This is a genomic window from Pseudomonas sp. GL-R-26, from assembly GCF_019947365.1.
Lineage (GTDB): Bacteria > Pseudomonadota > Gammaproteobacteria > Pseudomonadales > Pseudomonadaceae > Aquipseudomonas.
Window position 1 is genome coordinate 40,665 of sequence record NZ_JAGYGI010000010.1, and the last position, 17,805, is coordinate 58,469.

At 61.9% G+C, this 17,805-nt stretch carries 17 protein-coding genes and 1 pseudogene; 6 read left to right on the forward strand and 12 right to left on the reverse strand.

Annotated features, from left to right (window positions below):
* Positions 1–82 precede the first annotated feature (82 nt).
* Positions 83–523, forward strand: coding sequence for an Lrp/AsnC family transcriptional regulator (locus KGA96_RS12400; RefSeq protein ID WP_046042440.1), 441 nt, complete (start codon positions 83–85; stop codon positions 521–523).
* 224 nt (positions 524–747) lie between these two features.
* On the forward strand, positions 748–1,020 hold the full coding sequence (locus KGA96_RS12405) for a DUF2790 domain-containing protein (protein WP_080925361.1): 273 nt from the start codon (positions 748–750) through the stop codon (positions 1,018–1,020).
* 56 nt (positions 1,021–1,076) lie between these two features.
* Here the strand turns inward: KGA96_RS12405 and KGA96_RS12410 are convergent, their stop codons facing one another.
* The 5 genes from KGA96_RS12410 to KGA96_RS12430 all read right to left on the reverse strand — a co-directional run bounded on the left by KGA96_RS12410 (position 1,077) and on the right by KGA96_RS12430 (position 7,177).
* The gene (locus KGA96_RS12410) at positions 1,077–2,009 is read right to left on the reverse strand and encodes a LysR family transcriptional regulator (protein ID WP_223512987.1); all 933 of its coding nucleotides are present in this window, start codon (positions 2,007–2,009) and stop codon (positions 1,077–1,079) included.
* A gap of 63 nt (positions 2,010–2,072) precedes the next feature.
* Entirely contained in the window at positions 2,073–3,023 is a 951-nt protein-coding gene (locus KGA96_RS12415) for an aldo/keto reductase (RefSeq protein WP_223512988.1), read from the reverse strand.
* 23 nt (positions 3,024–3,046) lie between these two features.
* Positions 3,047–4,525, reverse strand: a complete 1,479-nt coding sequence (locus tag KGA96_RS12420) for an efflux transporter outer membrane subunit (protein WP_046042447.1) — start codon at positions 4,523–4,525, stop codon at positions 3,047–3,049.
* Between the two features lie 19 nt (positions 4,526–4,544).
* Positions 4,545–6,041 carry a DHA2 family efflux MFS transporter permease subunit gene (locus KGA96_RS12425; RefSeq protein WP_223512989.1) on the reverse strand — a complete coding sequence of 499 codons (1,497 nt, stop codon included), beginning with the start codon at positions 6,039–6,041 and terminating at the stop codon, positions 4,545–4,547.
* Complete coding sequence (locus tag KGA96_RS12430) at positions 6,041–7,177, reverse strand: HlyD family secretion protein (RefSeq protein ID WP_046042449.1); 1,137 nt, start codon at positions 7,175–7,177, stop codon at positions 6,041–6,043. The genes KGA96_RS12425 and KGA96_RS12430 overlap by 1 nt, the downstream gene beginning before the upstream one ends.
* A 260-nt stretch (positions 7,178–7,437) precedes the next feature.
* Between KGA96_RS12430 and KGA96_RS12435 the strand changes: the two genes are divergently transcribed.
* Both KGA96_RS12435 and mug read left to right on the forward strand, forming a co-directional pair.
* Positions 7,438–8,064, forward strand: a complete 627-nt coding sequence (locus KGA96_RS12435) for a TetR/AcrR family transcriptional regulator (RefSeq protein WP_223512990.1) — start codon at positions 7,438–7,440, stop codon at positions 8,062–8,064.
* Positions 8,057–8,578: a G/U mismatch-specific DNA glycosylase gene (gene mug / locus KGA96_RS12440; protein ID WP_223512991.1), complete on the forward strand. Its 522-nt coding sequence runs from the start codon at positions 8,057–8,059 to the stop codon at positions 8,576–8,578. The genes KGA96_RS12435 and mug overlap by 8 nt, the downstream gene beginning before the upstream one ends.
* A gap of 152 nt (positions 8,579–8,730) precedes the next feature.
* Here the strand turns inward: mug and KGA96_RS12445 are convergent, their stop codons facing one another.
* Both KGA96_RS12445 and KGA96_RS12450 read right to left on the reverse strand, forming a co-directional pair.
* The gene (locus tag KGA96_RS12445) at positions 8,731–9,813 is read right to left on the reverse strand and encodes a sterol desaturase family protein (RefSeq protein ID WP_223512992.1); all 1,083 of its coding nucleotides are present in this window, start codon (positions 9,811–9,813) and stop codon (positions 8,731–8,733) included.
* 77 nt (positions 9,814–9,890) lie between these two features.
* Entirely contained in the window at positions 9,891–10,553 is a 663-nt protein-coding gene (locus tag KGA96_RS12450) for a hypothetical protein (protein WP_046042453.1), read from the reverse strand.
* Positions 10,554–10,704: 151 nt separating this feature from the next.
* Between KGA96_RS12450 and KGA96_RS12455 the strand changes: the two genes are divergently transcribed.
* Positions 10,705–11,076, forward strand: coding sequence for a DUF3302 domain-containing protein (locus KGA96_RS12455; protein ID WP_046042454.1), 372 nt, complete (start codon positions 10,705–10,707; stop codon positions 11,074–11,076).
* A 3-nt stretch (positions 11,077–11,079) separates the two neighbouring features.
* Entirely contained in the window at positions 11,080–12,039 is a 960-nt protein-coding gene (locus KGA96_RS12460; protein WP_046042455.1) for an HlyD family secretion protein, read from the forward strand.
* A gap of 470 nt (positions 12,040–12,509) precedes the next feature.
* Here KGA96_RS12460 and KGA96_RS12465 read toward each other — a convergent pair whose 3' ends face one another.
* The 5 genes and pseudogenes from KGA96_RS12465 to KGA96_RS12485 all read right to left on the reverse strand — a co-directional run bounded on the left by KGA96_RS12465 (position 12,510) and on the right by KGA96_RS12485 (position 17,708).
* Positions 12,510–13,988, reverse strand: a complete 1,479-nt coding sequence (locus tag KGA96_RS12465; protein WP_223513108.1) for an aldehyde dehydrogenase family protein — start codon at positions 13,986–13,988, stop codon at positions 12,510–12,512.
* 327 nt (positions 13,989–14,315) lie between these two features.
* Positions 14,316–14,768, reverse strand: a pseudogene (locus KGA96_RS12470) (NTP transferase domain-containing protein); the annotation flags it as partial.
* Between the two features lie 27 nt (positions 14,769–14,795).
* Entirely contained in the window at positions 14,796–16,304 is a 1,509-nt protein-coding gene (locus tag KGA96_RS12475) for an aldehyde dehydrogenase family protein (RefSeq protein ID WP_223512995.1), read from the reverse strand.
* Positions 16,285–17,358: an aminoglycoside phosphotransferase family protein gene (locus tag KGA96_RS12480; protein WP_223512997.1), complete on the reverse strand. Its 1,074-nt coding sequence runs from the start codon at positions 17,356–17,358 to the stop codon at positions 16,285–16,287. Before KGA96_RS12480 ends, KGA96_RS12475 begins: the two co-directional genes overlap by 20 nt.
* 5 nt (positions 17,359–17,363) lie before the next feature.
* Positions 17,364–17,708 (reverse strand): cupin domain-containing protein, encoded by a 345-nt coding sequence (locus KGA96_RS12485; RefSeq protein ID WP_046042458.1) that lies wholly within the window; start codon positions 17,706–17,708, stop codon positions 17,364–17,366.
* Positions 17,709–17,805: the final 97 nt, after the last annotated feature.

Here is a 17,805-nt window from a genome sequence, read left to right on the forward strand (position 1 = left end):
GCAGTAGGTATACGGTCGGCTTGCGCCTGCATATTGCCGGAATCGACCGGCACAATTTCGGCAGCAAAATTAGGGAGTTCTGATGCGCGACCTGGACACGAAAGATCGCGAAATACTCGAAATTCTTTCCAAAGAGGCTCGAATTGCCCTGAAGGCCCTGGCAGCGAGAATCGGGCTTTCAAGAAGTGCTACCAGCGAGCGAGTCATCAACCTTGAACGCAATGGTGTGATCAGAGGCTACCGAGCTGATATCGGCGAAATCGATGCCAACGTGATTCGCGCAATCCTTCTTGTATGCCTGAAACGCACACCAGCCATCAGCTTGCTGGACCTGCTTGCCCAAAACTCACAGGTACGACGAGTCTCCTCGGTCAGTGGCCAGCTCGATCTGGTCATTGAGGTCGAATCGCGAACCATTGATGACCTGAATCGAGTCAGAGATGCAGTAGCCAGTCACGAATCCGTTGAAGACATCACCACCGCTGTCGTTCTGCGCCGCGATATTGATCGGCAGAGTTCCTGATTTGGCTGGGGGGGAGAAGACTTGAGAGCAACTCCCCACAAAAGCCCCCTCCCCCTCGATTCATGAGCAATCCGGCAACAGTGTTTATCCCGCCGACCGATATTTTCGCCCCTGCCAAACGCCTACCATCGGTTCTACCCAAGTGAGTAAAGCCAAACAGGCGCTATCCACTCACGCGGGAGAAATCGTTCAAGGGATAACGCTCTGACCACGAGGTGAAGATCATGAAACTGCTGAAAATCGCACTCTTGCTTGCGCTTGGCACCACCGGCACCCAGGCCTTTGCAGACGACAGTCACTCGACTGCCGCCACCAGCCAACCACAGGTTGAAACCTACACATACGGCACCAGGCTGGATATCAAACGCGTCATCGATGTATCAGAAATCGCCAACGAATGCGGCCCCGTCCCGGCGCACATGACCTACGAAGACTCCCAGGGTCAACGCCGCACCATCGAGTATCAAGTCATGGGCAGCGGGTGCTCGAACGGTTGAACACTGTATGGACGATGGAGGGTCGACACTCCATGCGTACAGCGCCAGCCACATCGCTACACAGTTGTACCGACAATTTTTTCATCAGCGACGAGCAACCCCGGAATGGAATGCTTCAGAAATTCCACCCAGGTTTTTATTTTTGCATCCACGAACTTGCGTGACGGGTAGATCGCAAACAGGTTCAGCTCCTCCAGCCGATACCCCGGCAACACCCGCACCAAGGTCCCCGCCCTCAGGCCCTCGACGGCCGAAGCAATCGGTTGAATGCCAATCCCCATCCCGTTCTTGATCGCGAATGTCATGGCGTCGGCCGTGTTGACGTGGAAGGGCGACGCCGGCGTGCTGAACGTTTCTATCCCTTGGGGACCTTCGAATACCCAGTTCTCGGCCGGCATGACCGTGTTGACGATTCGCAGGCAATCATGGCCGCCAAGCTCACTCGGCGACTCGGGAGTCCCGCGTTTGCTCAGGTAGGCTGGCGAGGCGCAGAGAATGCTGTAGGTGATACCCAGCCGCTGGGCGACGAATCCGGAATCGGGCAGGTCCCGCGCCAGCACAATCGACATGTCATAGCCTTCCTCGAGCAAATCCGGCAGCCGATTGGTCACGGTCAGGTCAAACAGAACCGATGGATAGGTTTCTCTGTAGCGGGCGATGGCGCCGATCACGTAATGGTTGCCGATGGCCGACATCGCGTGGATTTTCAGCCGGCCTGCGGGCATGACCTGAGCGGTGCCCGCCTCTTCGTCGGCCTCGCGCATGTCCTGCAGGATCCGCTCGCAGCGCTGCAAATAGCGCACACCGGCTTCGGTCAGTGCCAGGCGCCGGGTGGTGCGGTTGATGAGCCGCGTTTGCAGCCGGGCCTCCAGGCTGGAAACGGCTTTTGAAACGTTGGTCGTGGTGGTGTCCAACATCGCGGCCGCCGCGGTGAAGCTGCCGCTTTGGGCCACCGCCGCGAAACAGCGCAGGGTCTGGAAAACATCCATCGTTTCACCTCAAGGGATAGGCAAGCAGGACGGCCCCGTGACGGACCGCCCTGGCGTCGGCAACTACTGCTTGCGCGGGATGAATCCGGGGACGCCGGTTTCAACCACCGAGTTGAAGCGTATACGGGTTGTGATGTCTTGTTGAATCTCCACCATGGCCCTGTGCGGCAAGGTCGAGATATCGATGTTTTCCCGGATATGGCTGGGCGTAGCCGAGGTGGTCAGGAACGCCACCCCGCGTTGTACCGACCAGGCCAGTGCCACCTGGGCCGGGGTTTTCTGCACGCGCCGGGCGATGCCGGCAAGCACCGGGTCTGCCAGCACGTTCGGTTCCATGCCATGCCCCAGTGGCGCAAACGCCAGCACGATGATCCCGTGCTCCTTGCAGAACTCAAGCAACTCCCACTCCGGCAAATAAGGGTGGGCCTCGACCTGCACCACAGCGGGTTTTATCCGGGCGACGGCGACCAGCGCCTTCAGCGCCTGCAGTGTGATATCGGACACACCGATGGACCTCGCCCGTCCCTCATCCACCAGCCGCTCAAGCGCCCGCCACGTCTCGATCAGCGTCACGCCGTCGTCGTAGATGACATTACCCTGCTCGTCCCGCGGGTCCTGGTTGTCGCCGGATTGAAAGGCAAACGGCGTGTGGATCAGGTAGCAGTCGATGTAGTCCACTTGCAGGCGTTGGCAACTGGCTTCGAATGCAGGCTCGACGCGCTCGGGGCGGTGGTTGGTGTTCCACAGTTTGGTGGTGATGAACAGCTCCTCGCGGCGGACTTTGCCGGCTGCCAGCACGTCCATCAGCGCAACACCCACCTGTTCTTCGTTGCGATAACGCTCGGCACAATCGAAATGGCGGAAACCGGCGGCCAGCGCTTCCTTCACTGCTTGGGTCGTGGTGGCGAGATCGCGGAACAAGGTACCGAACCCAACCGCCGGCATCTCGACCGCCCCATGGTTGAGCAGGAATCCGGTATCGCGCAGTCCGTCGTGAAAGGCTTCATAAGTCATGTCATTACTCCAGGCCGCAGCCGTTATTGATACGAAGGTTTCTGCCCGTCGCCAGACGCCACGCGTTGCTCGAAGGCACCGACGGCGTTGCCGCCCAACGCAATGAACAGCTGCACGGTGTCGAGGTACTGCGCGGTATTCACGCGGATCTGTCCCAGCAGCGCCTGCTCGTAGGCACGCTCCGCTTCCAGGACCTGGAGGATGCTGTTCTCGCCTTGCGCAAAGGCTTGCTGGTTCAACTGCAAACTGGATTCGGCCGCGCGCAAGGCATCGGTTTGGGCCTGGTGTTCCTCGGCGTCATGGTTGATCGCCTGCAAGGTGTCGGCGACCTGCCCGAACGAGGTGATGACCGTTTGCTGATAACCGGCGAGCGTCGCCTTGTAACCGTCGACGGCAGCCTGTTGTTCAGCCTTGAGCGTGCCCCCATCGAAGATCGGCCCGGCCAACCCCGCAGCGAAACCCCAGAGTGCCGCGCCGCCATTGCCGGAAGCCGCCTGCGCCAGGGACGCCGACAGCGTGACGTGGGGATAGAGGTTCGCCGTCGCCACGCCCACCGCCGCGCTGGCCATGTGCAGTTGCGCCTCGGCTTGCAGCACATCCGGCCGGTCGTGGGCCATCTCCGAAGGCAGGGTCACCGGCATGTTCGACGGCAGTGCAAACTCGCTCAAGTCGAAGTCGGGAGCGACCCAGTCCGCCGGCCCCTTCCCCGTCAGGATCGACAGTGCGTGGCGTGCCGCATCGCGCTGTTGAGCGAGGGGTGGCAACAAGGTGCGGTCCTGGGCGAGACGGGTCTCGGCCAGTGATACATCGATCTGCGTGGTGGAGCCGTTGAGATGGGCCATGCGCACCAGTTCAAGGTTTTTCGCGTCATCGGCCAGCAGCTTTTCCACGGCCTGTATCTGCGCGTTGGCGGAGGCCACCAGCAAGGCCTGGCTGGCGACGTTGCCGGTCAGGGTCAGGTACGCCGCTTCGTAGCGGTGCCTTTGCAGGTCGGTAAACGCCTGCTGTTGTTCAACCAGCCGCTTGTTGCCGCCGAACACATCAAGGTCGAACCCCACCCGCGGTCCTATCGCGTAGAAATTGGCGATGGCGGGTTCCCTGGCGTTGTGCAGCCGTTGACGACCGGCCACCGCAGCGAAATCGACCTGCGGATACAGGACACCCTGCGCCGCCGCAACAGAAGAAGCGGCTTGCCGGATCGTCGCATCAGCGGCCACCAGATCCAGGTTGCCGTCGATGGCACGCCGCACCACGCGGTCGAGTTTCGGCGAACCAAAGGCCGACCACCAATCGCCATTGACCTTGTTGCCGAGGTCGATGCGGGGGTTGCCACCCTGGGCCAGACGCTGCTCGGCCTGTGGGTCATAGTGCTGCGACGCACTCGCCGCCGGTGCTTGATAGTCGGGGCCAACGGTGCAGGCAGTCAGGAAGGCAAGCAGCGACAACCCCGCGAACTTCGTTTGCAGCAGACAGCGGTTGAGGACCAGCGCATAAGCATTCATTAGGCAAACTCCACGAAAACTAATTGGCCGCAACGGGCTTGCGAAGAAACAACACCAGCGGGCTCACCACCAGCATCACCACCATCAGGATCTTGAACTGGTCGACCACGGCGATGAACGCGGCCTGGCCGGTGATCATTTCGTTGAGCCCGTCGAGCACCTGCAACGGCGCCGAGGTCAGCGAATGCGCAGCCGCGCGGTATGGCGTCAGGTTGCTGGCCAGCGCCATGTGCATGGCCTGGGTGTTGTTGAAGAAGAACAACTGCACGATCGCCACGCCCAGCGTGCTGCCGTAGACCCGGGCCAGGTTGAACAGGCCAGTGCCTTCGGGGCGCAGCGTGGGGTCGAGCGTACTGAACGCGACCTTGGTCACCGCCGGCATCAGGATGCCCAGGCCCGCGCCCTGGATCGCACCGGCGACGGCCACGGGCCACTCGTCCATCAGCGGCGAATAGCCGAGCATCAGCCAGTTGGCATAAACTACCACCGCCACGCCTGCCGCCACGAAGGGACGACGGTCGAAACGCTCGGGCAGCCGCCCCATCAACAGAAAAGCGCCAACCAGGCCCATGCCACGGGGAATCGTCAAGGCGCCGGTGGTGTCAGGCGGGTAGCCGAGAATCTCGTCCAGCATCGGCGACGTCAGGGCCATGGTCGACAACAGCACGAAACCGAGGGCGAAAAAGATCACCGTCGACAACACGAAGTTGCGGTCCTTGAACAGGCGTTTGTTGAGGAAATGCACCTTCGAGGTCAGCACATGCACCACGAACAGGTAGATCCCCAGCGCAGACGCCACGGTTTCCAGGCAGATCTCGGGCGAGGCGAACCAGTCCAGGCGCTCCCCTCGGTCGAGCAGCATTTGCAGGCTGATCATGCCGAGGGTGAAGGTGCCGAAACCGAAGAAATCGAACGCCGGCGGTTTCTCGGCCTTCTTCTCGGTCAGCAACAGCGCCGCCACCAGGAAGATAAACGCCGACAGTGGCACGCTGAGGTAAAACATCGGCCGCCAGCCAAAATGCTCGGCGATCCAGCCACCGATACTCGGGCCGCTGACGATGCCGAACAGCACGATGGCGGTCCAGCTCGCGCCGAACTTCGCACGCTTGTCCAGCGGCAAGGTTTCCATGGCAATCGCCATCGACAACGGTGCCAGCACGCCACTGGCGATGCCTTGAACAATGCGCGCGCCGACGAATTCCAGCGGCGTCGTCGCCGCCGTGGCGAGCAGCAAGCCAAGGACAAACAACGCCAGCGCCGCCTGATACACCCACTTCAAGCCAAAGCGCCCGGCCAGCCAATTCGCGAGCGGCATGCTGATCGCACTCGCGGCCAGGTACGAGGTGAAAATCCAGCCCGCCTGGTCGTCGCTCATCGACAGGCTGCCCTGAATCAACCTGAGCGCCGCGTTCGGCAACGGCAGGTTCGCCGACTGCATGTAGGTCGCCAGCAAGGCGGCGAACCTGAGCGAACGCGCGCCCTCCTCACCGGGGCTTACCATCGTTTGGCTATTCATCAGGAGTTACCTGCGCTCAGCAACGCCTTGAGCGGGTGCCACCAGGGGCTTTGAAAACGGGTGTCGATCCGTACCGTGGCGCTGGTCCCGGAGAACAGCGGCAGCGTCGGGTCCACTTCGTCGAGCTCAAGCCGTACCGGCACCCGTTGCGTCACCTTGACCCAGTTACCGGTGGCATTCTCCGGTGGCAACAGCGCGAAATCCGACCCGGCCCCCGGGCTCATGCTGGTGACGTGGGCCTTGAACACGCGATCCGGGTAGGTATCGATGCGAATGGTGGCTTCCTGGCCCGGGCGCATGTGGGTCACATCGGTCTCGCGGAAGTTGGCCTCGACCCAGATCTCGTGACCGGACAACAAGGCAAAGGCCGGCGCGCCGCTGTTCACATGGTTGCCCACCTGCAGATCGTCGACCTTGGCCACGATGCCATCTTGCGGCGCATACACCGTGGTGTACGAGAGGTACAACTGCGCCTCGTCGAGCTGCGCCCTGGCCTCGCGCACCGTCGGGTGACTGTCGGCATCGATGTCCGGATTACCGTTCAACGCAACTACGGTGCTGGCGATCTGTTGCTCGATGGAGGCGATCCGCTGCCGCGCCACTTTCACATCGGTATCGGCGCGTTCGTAGATGGACTTCGACACGAACGCCGAGGCGATCAGGGCCTTCTTGCGGGCAAAATCCTTTTGGTCGAAGTCAGCCGACTCTTTTGCCGATTGCAGTTCCGCCTGTTGCTGGCGATAGCTGGCCTTGAGCCCGTCGATACGCAGCCGCGCCACGCTCAGTTGTGCCTGCGCGCGGTCGACGGCGATCTGGAAGGGTTTCGGGTCGATCCGGAACAGCACCTGGCCCTTGCGGACCTGCTGATTGTCCTCGACGGCGATCTCTGCCACTTGCCCGGAGATCCGCGCATTGATCGATGCCTTCGCCACCCGGGCGTAAGCGTTATCGGTCGAAACATAAGCCTGCCCCGACACATGGTGGGCATAGCCCAGTGCCGCGAAGAGGATGGGAACACCCACCATCAGCCAGGGACGCAACCTCTGTTTCAATGGTTTGTTGATACGCGAGTCAGCCGGGTTTGGGCCAGGGTGCTCGAAGGTCTGTGAAGCCGGGATATCGAACGGTTTGGTCATGATCGAGTTCACCTTTAGCCGGGTAATCGGGCCGACGTCGGCAAGCATCGCCAGCGGCCCGCAGGTCAATAAATGCTGTAAGGAAGCAAGCCCGTGCGCGGCCGGGAGGATCGCTCCCGGCGCGTCGGTTTCGTCGCCGCAACACTCAGTTCGCGCTCGGCTACAACAAACCCTGGAACAAGGAATTTCTGATTCCTTAATTTTGTGCGATAGTGTAAGAATATCCCTCGACCCACCCTCCCACAAGGATTTTGTACGACATGGCACAAAATAAATCGACAGAGGGCAAAGGCCGTGGCCGCCCTCGGGCCTACGACCCGCAGACAGCGTTGCAGCAGGCACTCGGTGTGTTCTGGAACACCGGCTATTCCGGCTCGTCCCTGGACAGCATCGCCACCGCCGCCGGCATGAATCGCCCCAGCCTCTATGCGGCATTCGGTGACAAGCACGCGCTCTACATCAAAGCGCTGGAGCAATATTGGGAGTTTGCTGCGACGTCCATGGGCGAGGCGCTGACGGACCTTGACCTGCCGTTGACCGAGGCCTTGCAGCGTTTCTACGAGGGGCAGTTATCGATTTACTTCTCGGGCGACGGCCAGCCCCGCGGTTGCTTCGCCATCGGCACGGCCACCACCGAGGCGGTCGAGGACCCGGAAATTCGCGAGGTGCTGAGCGACCGGTTGAGTCGGCTGGATGCCGATCTGGAAATCCGATTGCAAGCGGCGAAAGAGGCTGGCGAGTTGAAAGACAATGCAGACCCGGCTGCCCTGGCCGTGCTCGCCTCGTCTCTGCTGCACAGCATTTCGATACGTGCCCGGGCCGGTAAATCCCGAACCGAGCTGACGGAACTGGCACGCAATGCGATCAGAGTGATCTGCGGTGAGTGAAAAGCTCGAAGATATCCTCGCCGGGCAATTGGCCGTGATCTTCTGCGGCATCAACCCCGGCATGACGGCCGCCGCCCAGGGGCACCATTTTGCCGGGCGCGGCAATCGTTTCTGGCGCACGCTGCATCTCGCCGGGTTTACCCCGCAGCTTGTGCAACCGGAAAACGATCGGACGATCTTGCAGTACCACTGCGGGTTAACGGCGGTGGTGGAACGGCCGACGGCCAGTGCGGATCAGCTGTCCTTGCACGAGTTCACCGCCGCCGCTGCCGACTTCGAACAGAAAATCGCACGCCATGCGCCGCGTTTCGTGGCGTTTCTGGGCAAGGCGGCGTATGCCGCGCTGTCCAGTCAGCGGGACATTGCCTGGGGCCTGCAAACCAAAACCTTCGGCCATGCCACGGTCTGGGTCCTGCCCAACCCCAGCGGGAGAAATCGTGGGTTCAGCCTCGAACAACTGGTCACGGCGTACCGTGAACTGCGCCTGGCCGTCGACGAACAGCGGCGGGTGTAATCACGTCGGCGGAATCGTCGCCAGCACACCGATCAGGATGGTCAACAGCAGAAAACCGCCGAGAAAAATCGTCATCTTGGCCATGGGGCCTCCCACACTATGAATTGGCGGTACAGGGGCAGCCTGCGCTGCCCGAACGGCGTACCGAAGACTTATTGTGGGCTGGCGGCTGTATCCGTTACAGAGGCAGATTGCGCTGAAAAATACGGATCAGATCCGCTTTCAGGCCGTGCTTTCGAGGGTTTTACAGGCAAGAATTTGCGGGCGATGTCTACAAAAGGCGTGACGATCAACCCTTGCAGCGTCAGGTAACGCTCGTGATCCTGCTCACCGGTGCCGAAATGGATGACCTCGGGTGTGGACCGGGTGACGTAGAGCGTGCCGAACATCCAGTCCCACAGCGACAGATTGATGCCGAAGTTCTTGTTGAAGTGCCGCCGCGCATCGCTGTGATGAATCTGGTGTTGCGCCGGACTGCTCAGCACCCGCTCCAGCACCGGCCCGAAGGACAACCAGACGTGGCTGTGACGCAGGTTGGCCGCCAGGGCATTGAAGATGAACACGATGTAGGTCACGCCAAACAAGGTATAGCGGCTGATCTCCCCGCCACAGACGTACCAGAAGACACCGGCAAACGCGCCGACGCAGATGATGTCCGTGAGCTTTTCGACCACTTCTTCCAGAAAGTGCACGCGGCTGGCCGTTGCCGGCACCAGCACGGGCGCCGAATGATGGACCTTGTGGAAGGCCCACAGGTACCGCGAATGGAAAGCGCGATGGCCCCAGTAATGGCTGAAGTCCTTGACCAGAAATACACCCAGCCCATAAAGCAGGGTCAGCCCCAGGTGCTCCTCCACTTGCGTACGCGCGCCCCACAGGTTGGTGAAGAACGCGATGTAGTCCGCTGAACGCAAGACGTACGGATCCACCAGGCCGACGATGGGCAGCACCAGGGCAACCTTGAGGATGGCGAGTACGAAGTAGTAGCGGTAGTCGAGCAACGCCGAGCGATGCAGGTACACCCGACGGCCGCCGATGAACTGCCCGAACGAACGCGCGTCGGTCAGGCCCCGGGATTTTCGGTAGCGGAACAGGCAGTAGGCGACGCCGTAAGACATGCAGAGAAAGGCTAGACCGAGTCTGCCGTTGAAGTCGAAAATGCCCAGGAACTGCCGGGTGACCGGCTCGATCACCCACTGGGATAAATAAAGATGGATTGCGGCAAGAACATCCATACCGGGCTGCCCAACGTAAATGGAAGGGCAATTGTAAATGAGAATGAGTCTTTAGTGTGTTGAATTATGCCCGGCTGTCAGCCGCCCAGCGCAATGATCGCAAGGATCAATACGGCTCCCGTGGCTGCCAGGATCACCCCACCCTGCCATTGCGTGGCGCCAGCGTATCTGGCGAGCAGCCAGCCTGCGATGAACAGCACCACGAGCCCGATCAGGTTGGACAGTCGAATGGCGAGCGCCGTCTGATCGAGCAGTATGAACGGCACCACCAGCGGAAATGTCGAGCACACGACCAACAGGAAAACACCGAGAGCACCCTTGAAGTCGTTCCAACCAAGGCCGGCACTGATCGGCAAGGGGGGCTGCTCAAGCAGCCGACGGCGCAACAACTCCAGCCCCTCGCTGCCGGCCGCCGTCGCGAACTGCAATGGCAACACTTGCGCAACGAGTGCCTGACCGGCCGCGGCGTCCGTTCCATTGCGCAAGGCCAGGTACAGCTTGATCCTGCGCGTGCGCTCGACCAGTGCGCGCAACAGGTACATGACCGCATCGGCCAGTCCCCAGGCGAGATTGCAGCCGAGCGCGGCAATCATCATCGTGCGTTCGGCTGCCTGGTCTGCCGTGGCCACGCTGATGGTGCCGGTGAATGTCATGGCCATCAGCAGGCCGAAGATCACCTCGGTAATGCGCTCGACAGGGTCAAGTACAGGCGCCCTCTCGAATTGACCATTGGCTGGCATGAATTCACCTCGTCGGAGTGTGCTTGCACGATATCGGTCGACGCTTCGGCCAGGCACCGGTTGTCCCTGCTGGATATCCGCATCCCCGTCAAGTGTAGTTTGAACGACTACACTCATGCGCACACGTTATCTGCTTCAAGAGGAGTGGTTCATGCTTGATTACTTCGCCCTGGGCCTGCTGATCTTTGTCGGGCTCATCTTGTTCTACGGGGTCATTCTGCTCCACGACATCCCCTATGAAATTGCCGTCCACCGCAACCACCCTCACCAGGATGCGATCCACGCCACCGGCTGGGTCAGCCTCTTCACCCTGCATGCGCTCTGGCCGTTCCTGTGGATCTGGGCGATGGCCTATCGAGAGGACCGGGGCTGGGGTTTCAGTGACGGACACTCACCCAAAAGTCATGTGGTTCACCTCGAACAACAGGTCGCCGAGCTGCAAGGCCGGATCGAGCGCCTGGAGGCAGCGACGGGCACGGCACAGAACCGGGTGCCAACGGACAATCTCGGCGAGGGCATTTGAGCCATGGATCTCTTACTCATTCTGACGTATGCCGCTCTGTGCGTAGCCATCTTCAAGATCTTCCGCATCCCCCTGAACAAATGGACGGTGCCCACGGCGGTGCTGGGCGGGATCGTGATCATCGGCGCGCTGATTTTCACGATGAACTACAACCACCCCTACTCCGAGGTGGCACGTTCCTATTTCGTATCGGTCCCGGTGATTCCCGTGGTCAGCGGCCAGGTGATCGATGTACCGGTAAAAACCAACCAGCCCCTGGAAAAAGGCGATGTGCTGTTTCGCATCGACCCCGCGCCGTTCGAATACCGGCTCAAATCCCTCAAGGCACAGCTGATTGCCGCCCAGGCCGATCGCGCCCGGATCACCGAGCTGATCAAGCGTAATTTCAGTACCCAACGGGAACTGGACATGGTGGTCGCGCGCAGTGATGACCTGAAGGCGCAACTGGACAACGCGCAGTACGAACTCGACAACACCACGGTCCGTGCGCCGAGCAAAGGCTTCGTCACCCATGTTTCGCTACGTCCGGGCATGATGGCGACCAAGTTGCCGCTGCGCCCTTCGATGGTCTTCATTCCCGCGGAAGGGCATTACTTCTCCGCTTGGATGCGCCAGAACAGCCTGTTGCGCCTGACCGAGGGCGACGAGGCCGAGGTCGCTTTCGATGGCATTCCAGGCAAGGTGTTCGAAGGCAGGGTCAAGACTGTCGTTTCGGTCATCGCCGAAGGCCAGATCCAACCGTCAGGCACCCTGATCGGCTTCACCGGCTCTCCACCGGCCGGCCGGGTCCCGGTGATCATTGAGATCACCGACCCCGACTATGCCCAGTATGCCGGCCAGATGCCGGGCGGCGCCTACGGCCAGGCGGCGTTGTACAGCCAGCATTTCCATCACATCGCGATGATGCGCAAAATCCTTCTGCGCATGGCCGCCTGGATGAACTACATCTTTCCGTTCCACTAACCGGGCAGCATCGGCAACTGGCTCAATCATTGGATTGGGTCGGTTGCCGGTTCGGCGAACCGGACTGATTTCGCAGACTGAGGGTCGGAGGAAAAAGGCCAGACAGCGGGTCGCACCATTGTGGTGCTGGAAGAATCGACAGGAAGGAGCGAGGCAGCGAGGGTCGGCGCTAAATAATCCAGTACAGCAGCAGGCAAGAAGCAATCCAGTGAGATGCCTGGATCACCCCCCATGCCAGCAGGACACACATCAACAAGTAGCCCGCAAGGAACCTGAACATCGCGTCCCTTTCCATGCAACCCTCCCGACTTTGCAGCCATACAGGGCGCTCAATGCCAACGCGTAACCATTACGACGTCCATCTCGCCCATATAGGCTTCGATTGCCAGAATGGTTTGCAGTTCCACAGGCGTACAATTCGGGAAAAATGACCTGCCCCTGTCCGCAGGCAGACCGCTCTGGCGCTCACGTCACTTCAGATACCACCCCCAGGGTTCGCCGTTGTAGCGGGTGATCTGCTTGGTTTCCAGGTAGCTGTTGTAACCCCACTCACCCAGTTCGCGACCAATGCCGCTCTGCTTGTAGCCGCCCCAGGGTGCCTCGACGAAAGTCGGTTGCGAGCAGTTGACCCACACGATGCCCGCGCGAAAGCCGCGAGCGACCCGTTCGCAGCGCGGGATATCCCGGGACATGACGGCCGCCGCCAACCCGAACGGCGAGTCATTGGCCAGGCGGATCGCTTCGGCTTCCGTGTCGAAGGCGCGCAAGCACACCACCGGGCCGAAAATCTCCTCGCGCCACACGGTGCTGTCCTCGGGGACATCGGCGAAAATCGCCGGCGTCAGGTAATAACCCTTTTCCAGATGACCCGGCCGCACACCACCCGAAACCAGCCGCGCCCCCTCTTGCTGACCGGCTGCAATCGCCGCCAGCACCTTGTCCAGTTGCCCCTGACTGACCAGCGGCCCGAGCTTCACCCCTTCCTCGAAGCCCTGGCCAATCTGAATCTGCTCGGTAGCGGCAATCAGGCGCTCCAGCAGCGCCGGGTACAACCCGCGTTCCACCAGCACCCGCGAAGTGGCTGAACAGACCTGGCCCTGGTTCCAGAAGATCCCGAACAGAATCCACTCCACCGCCGCCTCAATATCACTGTCGGCGAAGATCACGAAAGGCGATTTGCCACCCAGTTCCAGGCTGATGTTTTTGATCTCGCTGGCAGCGGCCTGCATGATCTTGCGTCCGGTCGGCACGCTGCCGGTGAAGGCGATCTTGTCGACCTGCGAGTGTTCGGCCAACGGCGCGCCCGCCTCGCGTCCCCAGCCTGTGACCACATTCAGCACCCCGGCCGGCAACCCGGCCTGGTCGGCGATGCCGGCCAGTTCGAGGGCGGTCAGCGGTGTCAGTTCGGAAGGCTTGAGCACCAGGGTGCAACCCGCCGCGAGTGCCGGGGCGACTTTCCACGCAGCCATCAGCATCGGGAAATTCCACGGGATGATCGCCGCGACCACACCCACCGGTTCCTTGATCACCGACGAGGTGAAGCGCGCATCCGGCAACTCGATCGACTGCTCATTGTGCTGGTCCGACTGCTCGGCAAGCCCCGCATAGAAGTCGAAGCACCCGGCGGTGTCGGCGATGTCCCACAACGCTTCCGGTAGCGGTTTACCGTTATCGCGCACTTCGATGGCCGCCAGTTCGTCCTGGCGAGCGCGGATGCCCTCGGCGATGTTCCTCAGCACTTGCGCCCGTCGTGCGCCGGACCAGCGCGGCCAGTCTCCCTCGTCAAACGCCCTGCGCGCCGCCGCCACGGCCAGATCGATGTCCTCGGCGGTCGCCGAGGCAACCTGCGCCAGAACCGACCCGTCACTCGGATCGAGCGTGTCGAAAACACCGCGTTGAACCGGGGTGACCCACTCACCGCCGATGTACAACCGTTGATAGTCACCCATGGGACACTCCTTGATCCTGCGGTGCCGACGCTGCTGGTACAGCTGTTCGGCGACCTGCAATTGCTCGCGGTCATTGACCCCGAGCACGTCGATTTCATCCACCTCCACGGCCGTCACCGTCAGCCCCGCCTCGTTGGCCACCGCCACCGCGTCGGTGAGGTAGTACTCGCCCTGGGCGTTCCGGTTGCCGATACGTTCCAGCAACCACAGGCAGGTGTCGGCGCGCAGGCCCATGACGCCGCCGTTGCAGAAGTTGATGTCCAGCTCCTGCGGGCTGGCATCCCTGGCTTCGCGGATGGCCAGCAAACGCCCTTGCTCCACCAGCAGCCGCCCGTAAGGCCCGGGCTGCTGGGTATGGAAACCCGCCACCGCCACCGCAGCGCCGTCTATCAATGCCCTGCGCAAACGGTTCAATGTTTGCGGGGTGATCAAGGGTGAGTCGCCAAACAGCACCAGCACACAGCCCTGTTGCTGTTCGTGCGCCTGCAAGGCCGCTCGGGCCGCAAGCACTGCATGGGCCGTGCCCAGTTGTTCGTGCTGGGTAAACACCTGCGCCGTCGGTGCCGCCTGTCGCAGGTACTCGGTCACCTGCCCGCCGCTGGCGCCCACCACCACCGCCCGTTGCTCGATGCCCGCCGCCGCCACCGCCGCCAGCACATGGCCGAGCAGCGGCTGGTTGCCCACCGGGTGCAAGACCTTGGGCAGCGGCGAACGCATGCGCGTGCCCTGCCCGGCCGCGAGAATCACCGCCAGGGTCGGCCAGCCAATGTTGTCGCTCATCGCGATCCTCCTGTGTGCATCCCGGCTTCAGGCAGGATCGCGATAGAACACGTCGTCGGCGTAGGGATACCACCAGTCCTGGATTTTCGGCTGGTGGTCGATGATGACCATTTTCGATCGGCGGAACGCTTCCAGCCCCTGACGCCCGAGCTCGCGCCCAAGACCCGACATTTTCCAGCCGCCGAACGGAAGCGCATCGTTGTCGATCAGCGGATTGTTGACCCAGACCATCCCCGCTTCCAGACGCTCGGCGGCTTCCATGGCTTCGGCCAGATCCGTGGAAAACAGCGAGGCGCCAAGGCCGAACGGCGAGTCGTTGGCCAAGCGCACCGCCTCATCGAAATCGCCGACCCGGCAGATCGCCGCCACCGGGCCGAAGCACTCTTCCTGCAGAATCGCCATGTCGCCGGTCACCCCGGTGAGGATGGTCGGCTCATAGAACCAGCCGACGGTTTGCTCGGGTGGAATCCGCCCGCCACACACCACTTTCGCGCCTTTGGCTACGGCGTCATCGACCAGTCGCATGACTTTGTTTCGCGCTGCCTCGCTGACCATCGGCCCGATCTCCGAGCGCTCCAGGCCATGGCCAATGCGCAAGGCGCGGGTGCGTTCGGCGAATTTCGCGACAAACTCGTCATGGATTTCATCGACGACGTAGAAGCGTTCCGCCGAGGTGCAGATCTGCCCGCTGAGGTGAAACGCCGCCGTCACCGCCCCCGCCGCTGCCACTTCCAACGGTGCATGCCTGGAGATGATCAGCGGATCGCTGCCACCGGCCTCGATCACGCAAGGTTTCATCCGTTCGGCGCAGGCCACGGCCACCGCTTTGCCTGCCGCCACGCTGCCGGTGAAGGCCACCGCGTGGGTCTGCGCCGACTGCACCAACAACTGCGCGGTGAGCGCATCACCCGGCACACAAGACACCAGCCCAGGCAGCAACGCGGTGAAGTGCTCCATAAACTTGAGGGTGCACAGGGTCGTGGCTTCCGCCGGTTTGATGATGCAGGCATTGCCCGCCGCCAAAGACGCGGCGACGGTCCAGCACATCAGCAGGATCGGAAAGTTGAACGGCATGATATGCACGCTGACGCCATACGGCTCGTAACGCACATGCTGGAACGAGCCGATTTGCGTGGTGCCGGCGACCTTGCCGGCATCGTCCCGGGCCATCTCCGCGTAGTAGCGAAAGATCGGCGCGCAGTTGGCCAGCTCGCCCATGGCCTCGGGAAACGGCTTGCCCATCTCCAGGGTCATCAAGCGTGCGACTTCACGGTTGCAAGCGATGTTCTGTTCGATGGCGTTGGCCAGTTGATGCAGGCGCGCGGCGCGGCTTTTGGCATCCACTACGCGCCATTGTTTTTGCGCGGCGGTGGCGGCATCCGTGGCGGCTTGCACATCGGCTTCGCCACACACGCCGACTTGCCCGAACGGTTGCAGGGTCGCCGGGTCGAGCACTTCGCGCACACGGCCTGCGGTCAGCGGCAGGAATTCAGAATTGATGAAACGCAATGCGGTGTCAGTGTTGAACGTGGCCATGGGATGATCCTTGAACCAATCGATAAGGGGTTTCACGCAACGTCGCCAGGGTCTCGGCTGGCAGTTCTTCACGCCAGCCGGGCACGTGCCGGTCAAGCCATTGGCGCAGCGGCGCAAAGGCCTCGGCGTCCAGGGCGCGGACGAACAAACCCAAGGTGCGCGGCAAGTGCGCCAGGTAACCGTGCTTGCCGTCACGACCGGCCAGGCGCACGAAAATCCCCAGCACCTTGGCGTGACGCTGGGCGGCCAGGCGCCGGTAATCTTCGAGAAAACCCGGTGCATCCAGCTCCGGGCGCTGCAACAGGTAATGGCTGACCAGTGCCGCCCGCAGCGCTTCGGGCACATCGCGCCGGGCGTCTTCGAGCAGCGACATCAGGTCATAGGCCGCCGCCCCGACCAGGGCGTCCTGGAAATCCAGCAAGCCGCAGGCCGCCACGCCTTCACGGCCTTGCAGCAGCATCAGGTTGTCGACATGAAAGTCGCGCAGCACCAGGGCTTCGCGGCGTTTTGCGACATCGCGGCAGGCATCGGCGAACAACGCCAGATACTCCTCGCGCAGGTCTTGCGCCGCGTCCTTGCCGATCAGCAGCGGCACATACCAGTCGATAAACAGCGCGTACTCGTCCGCCAGTCGCTGACCGTCGTAAGGCGCCAGTTCCGTGGCTGGCGCTGCGCGATGCAAGGCCACCAGCGTATCGACCGCCAGGTGATACAGCTGCGATTCCGAATGCCCGGCCAGCAGCAGCCGGGTGTAGGTGTCGTGACCGAAATCCTCGATCAACGCCAGCCCCGCCGCTTCGTCCACTTCCAGCAAGGCTGGCGCAGACAGACCCAGCCCGTGCAACTGCCGGGCGATGCGCACGAACGGGCCGATGGGCTCACTGTCGGGGGGCGAATCCATCAGCAACAGGCCGGCGCCGTCCAGGCGAAAATAACGCCGGCTCGAGGCATCCGCCGGCAAGGCGACCAGCAAGCCACCGGCGTAACCGGCGCGGGCCAGAAAGGCGGCGCGCTGGTCCTCACGGGTTGGCAATGACGCCAGTGCATCTGTCATGGCAGTCACCGGATCATGTAGACCTTTTTGATGGTCTCGTGGACGGTGCACACACCCTTCCAGTCCTTGCCGAAGAAGGCGGCGGTGTCCGGCTTGATCTCGATCACTTCGCCGGACTCGTGGACGTATGTGCAGCGACCTTCGAGAAAGTGGCAGAACTCGTCGCTGGTCACATGGCAGAACCACTTGCCCGGGGTGCAGATCCAGATGCCGCATTCGGACTGGCCTTCGGGGCCTTTGTGCAGCACCACGCCGCAGACACGGGATTCACCTTCAAGCATGGTCGGGATCACGCCCCAATCCTTGACGTCGGTGATGCTCAGCGGGTCGTACAGAAACGGGGTCTTCATCTGTTGCTCTCCAGAAAAATCAGTTCAAAAGGTTCATCGCATAACCTGTGGCGAGGGAACTTGCTCCCGCTGGACTGCGCAGCAGGCCCAATTGTTG

Coding starts and splice junctions, on each gene's coding strand:
- KGA96_RS12400 (WP_046042440.1), top strand. CDS start 83: ATGCGCGACCTGGACACGAAAGATCGCGAAATACTCGAAATTCTTTCC.
- KGA96_RS12405 (WP_080925361.1), top strand. CDS start 748: ATGAAACTGCTGAAAATCGCACTCTTGCTTGCGCTTGGCACCACCGGC.
- KGA96_RS12410 (WP_223512987.1), bottom strand. CDS start 2,009: ATGGATGTTTTCCAGACCCTGCGCTGTTTCGCGGCGGTGGCCCAAAGC.
- KGA96_RS12415 (WP_223512988.1), bottom strand. CDS start 3,023: ATGACTTATGAAGCCTTTCACGACGGACTGCGCGATACCGGATTCCTG.
- KGA96_RS12420 (WP_046042447.1), bottom strand. CDS start 4,525: ATGAATGCTTATGCGCTGGTCCTCAACCGCTGTCTGCTGCAAACGAAG.
- KGA96_RS12425 (WP_223512989.1), bottom strand. CDS start 6,041: ATGAATAGCCAAACGATGGTAAGCCCCGGTGAGGAGGGCGCGCGTTCG.
- KGA96_RS12430 (WP_046042449.1), bottom strand. CDS start 7,177: ATGACCAAACCGTTCGATATCCCGGCTTCACAGACCTTCGAGCACCCT.
- KGA96_RS12435 (WP_223512990.1), top strand. CDS start 7,438: ATGGCACAAAATAAATCGACAGAGGGCAAAGGCCGTGGCCGCCCTCGG.
- KGA96_RS12445 (WP_223512992.1), bottom strand. CDS start 9,813: ATGGATGTTCTTGCCGCAATCCATCTTTATTTATCCCAGTGGGTGATC.
- KGA96_RS12450 (WP_046042453.1), bottom strand. CDS start 10,553: ATGCCAGCCAATGGTCAATTCGAGAGGGCGCCTGTACTTGACCCTGTC.
- KGA96_RS12455 (WP_046042454.1), top strand. CDS start 10,705: ATGCTTGATTACTTCGCCCTGGGCCTGCTGATCTTTGTCGGGCTCATC.
- KGA96_RS12460 (WP_046042455.1), top strand. CDS start 11,080: ATGGATCTCTTACTCATTCTGACGTATGCCGCTCTGTGCGTAGCCATC.
- KGA96_RS12465 (WP_223513108.1), bottom strand. CDS start 13,988: ATGGGTGACTATCAACGGTTGTACATCGGCGGTGAGTGGGTCACCCCG.
- KGA96_RS12475 (WP_223512995.1), bottom strand. CDS start 16,304: ATGGCCACGTTCAACACTGACACCGCATTGCGTTTCATCAATTCTGAA.
- KGA96_RS12480 (WP_223512997.1), bottom strand. CDS start 17,358: ATGACAGATGCACTGGCGTCATTGCCAACCCGTGAGGACCAGCGCGCC.
- KGA96_RS12485 (WP_046042458.1), bottom strand. CDS start 17,708: ATGAAGACCCCGTTTCTGTACGACCCGCTGAGCATCACCGACGTCAAG.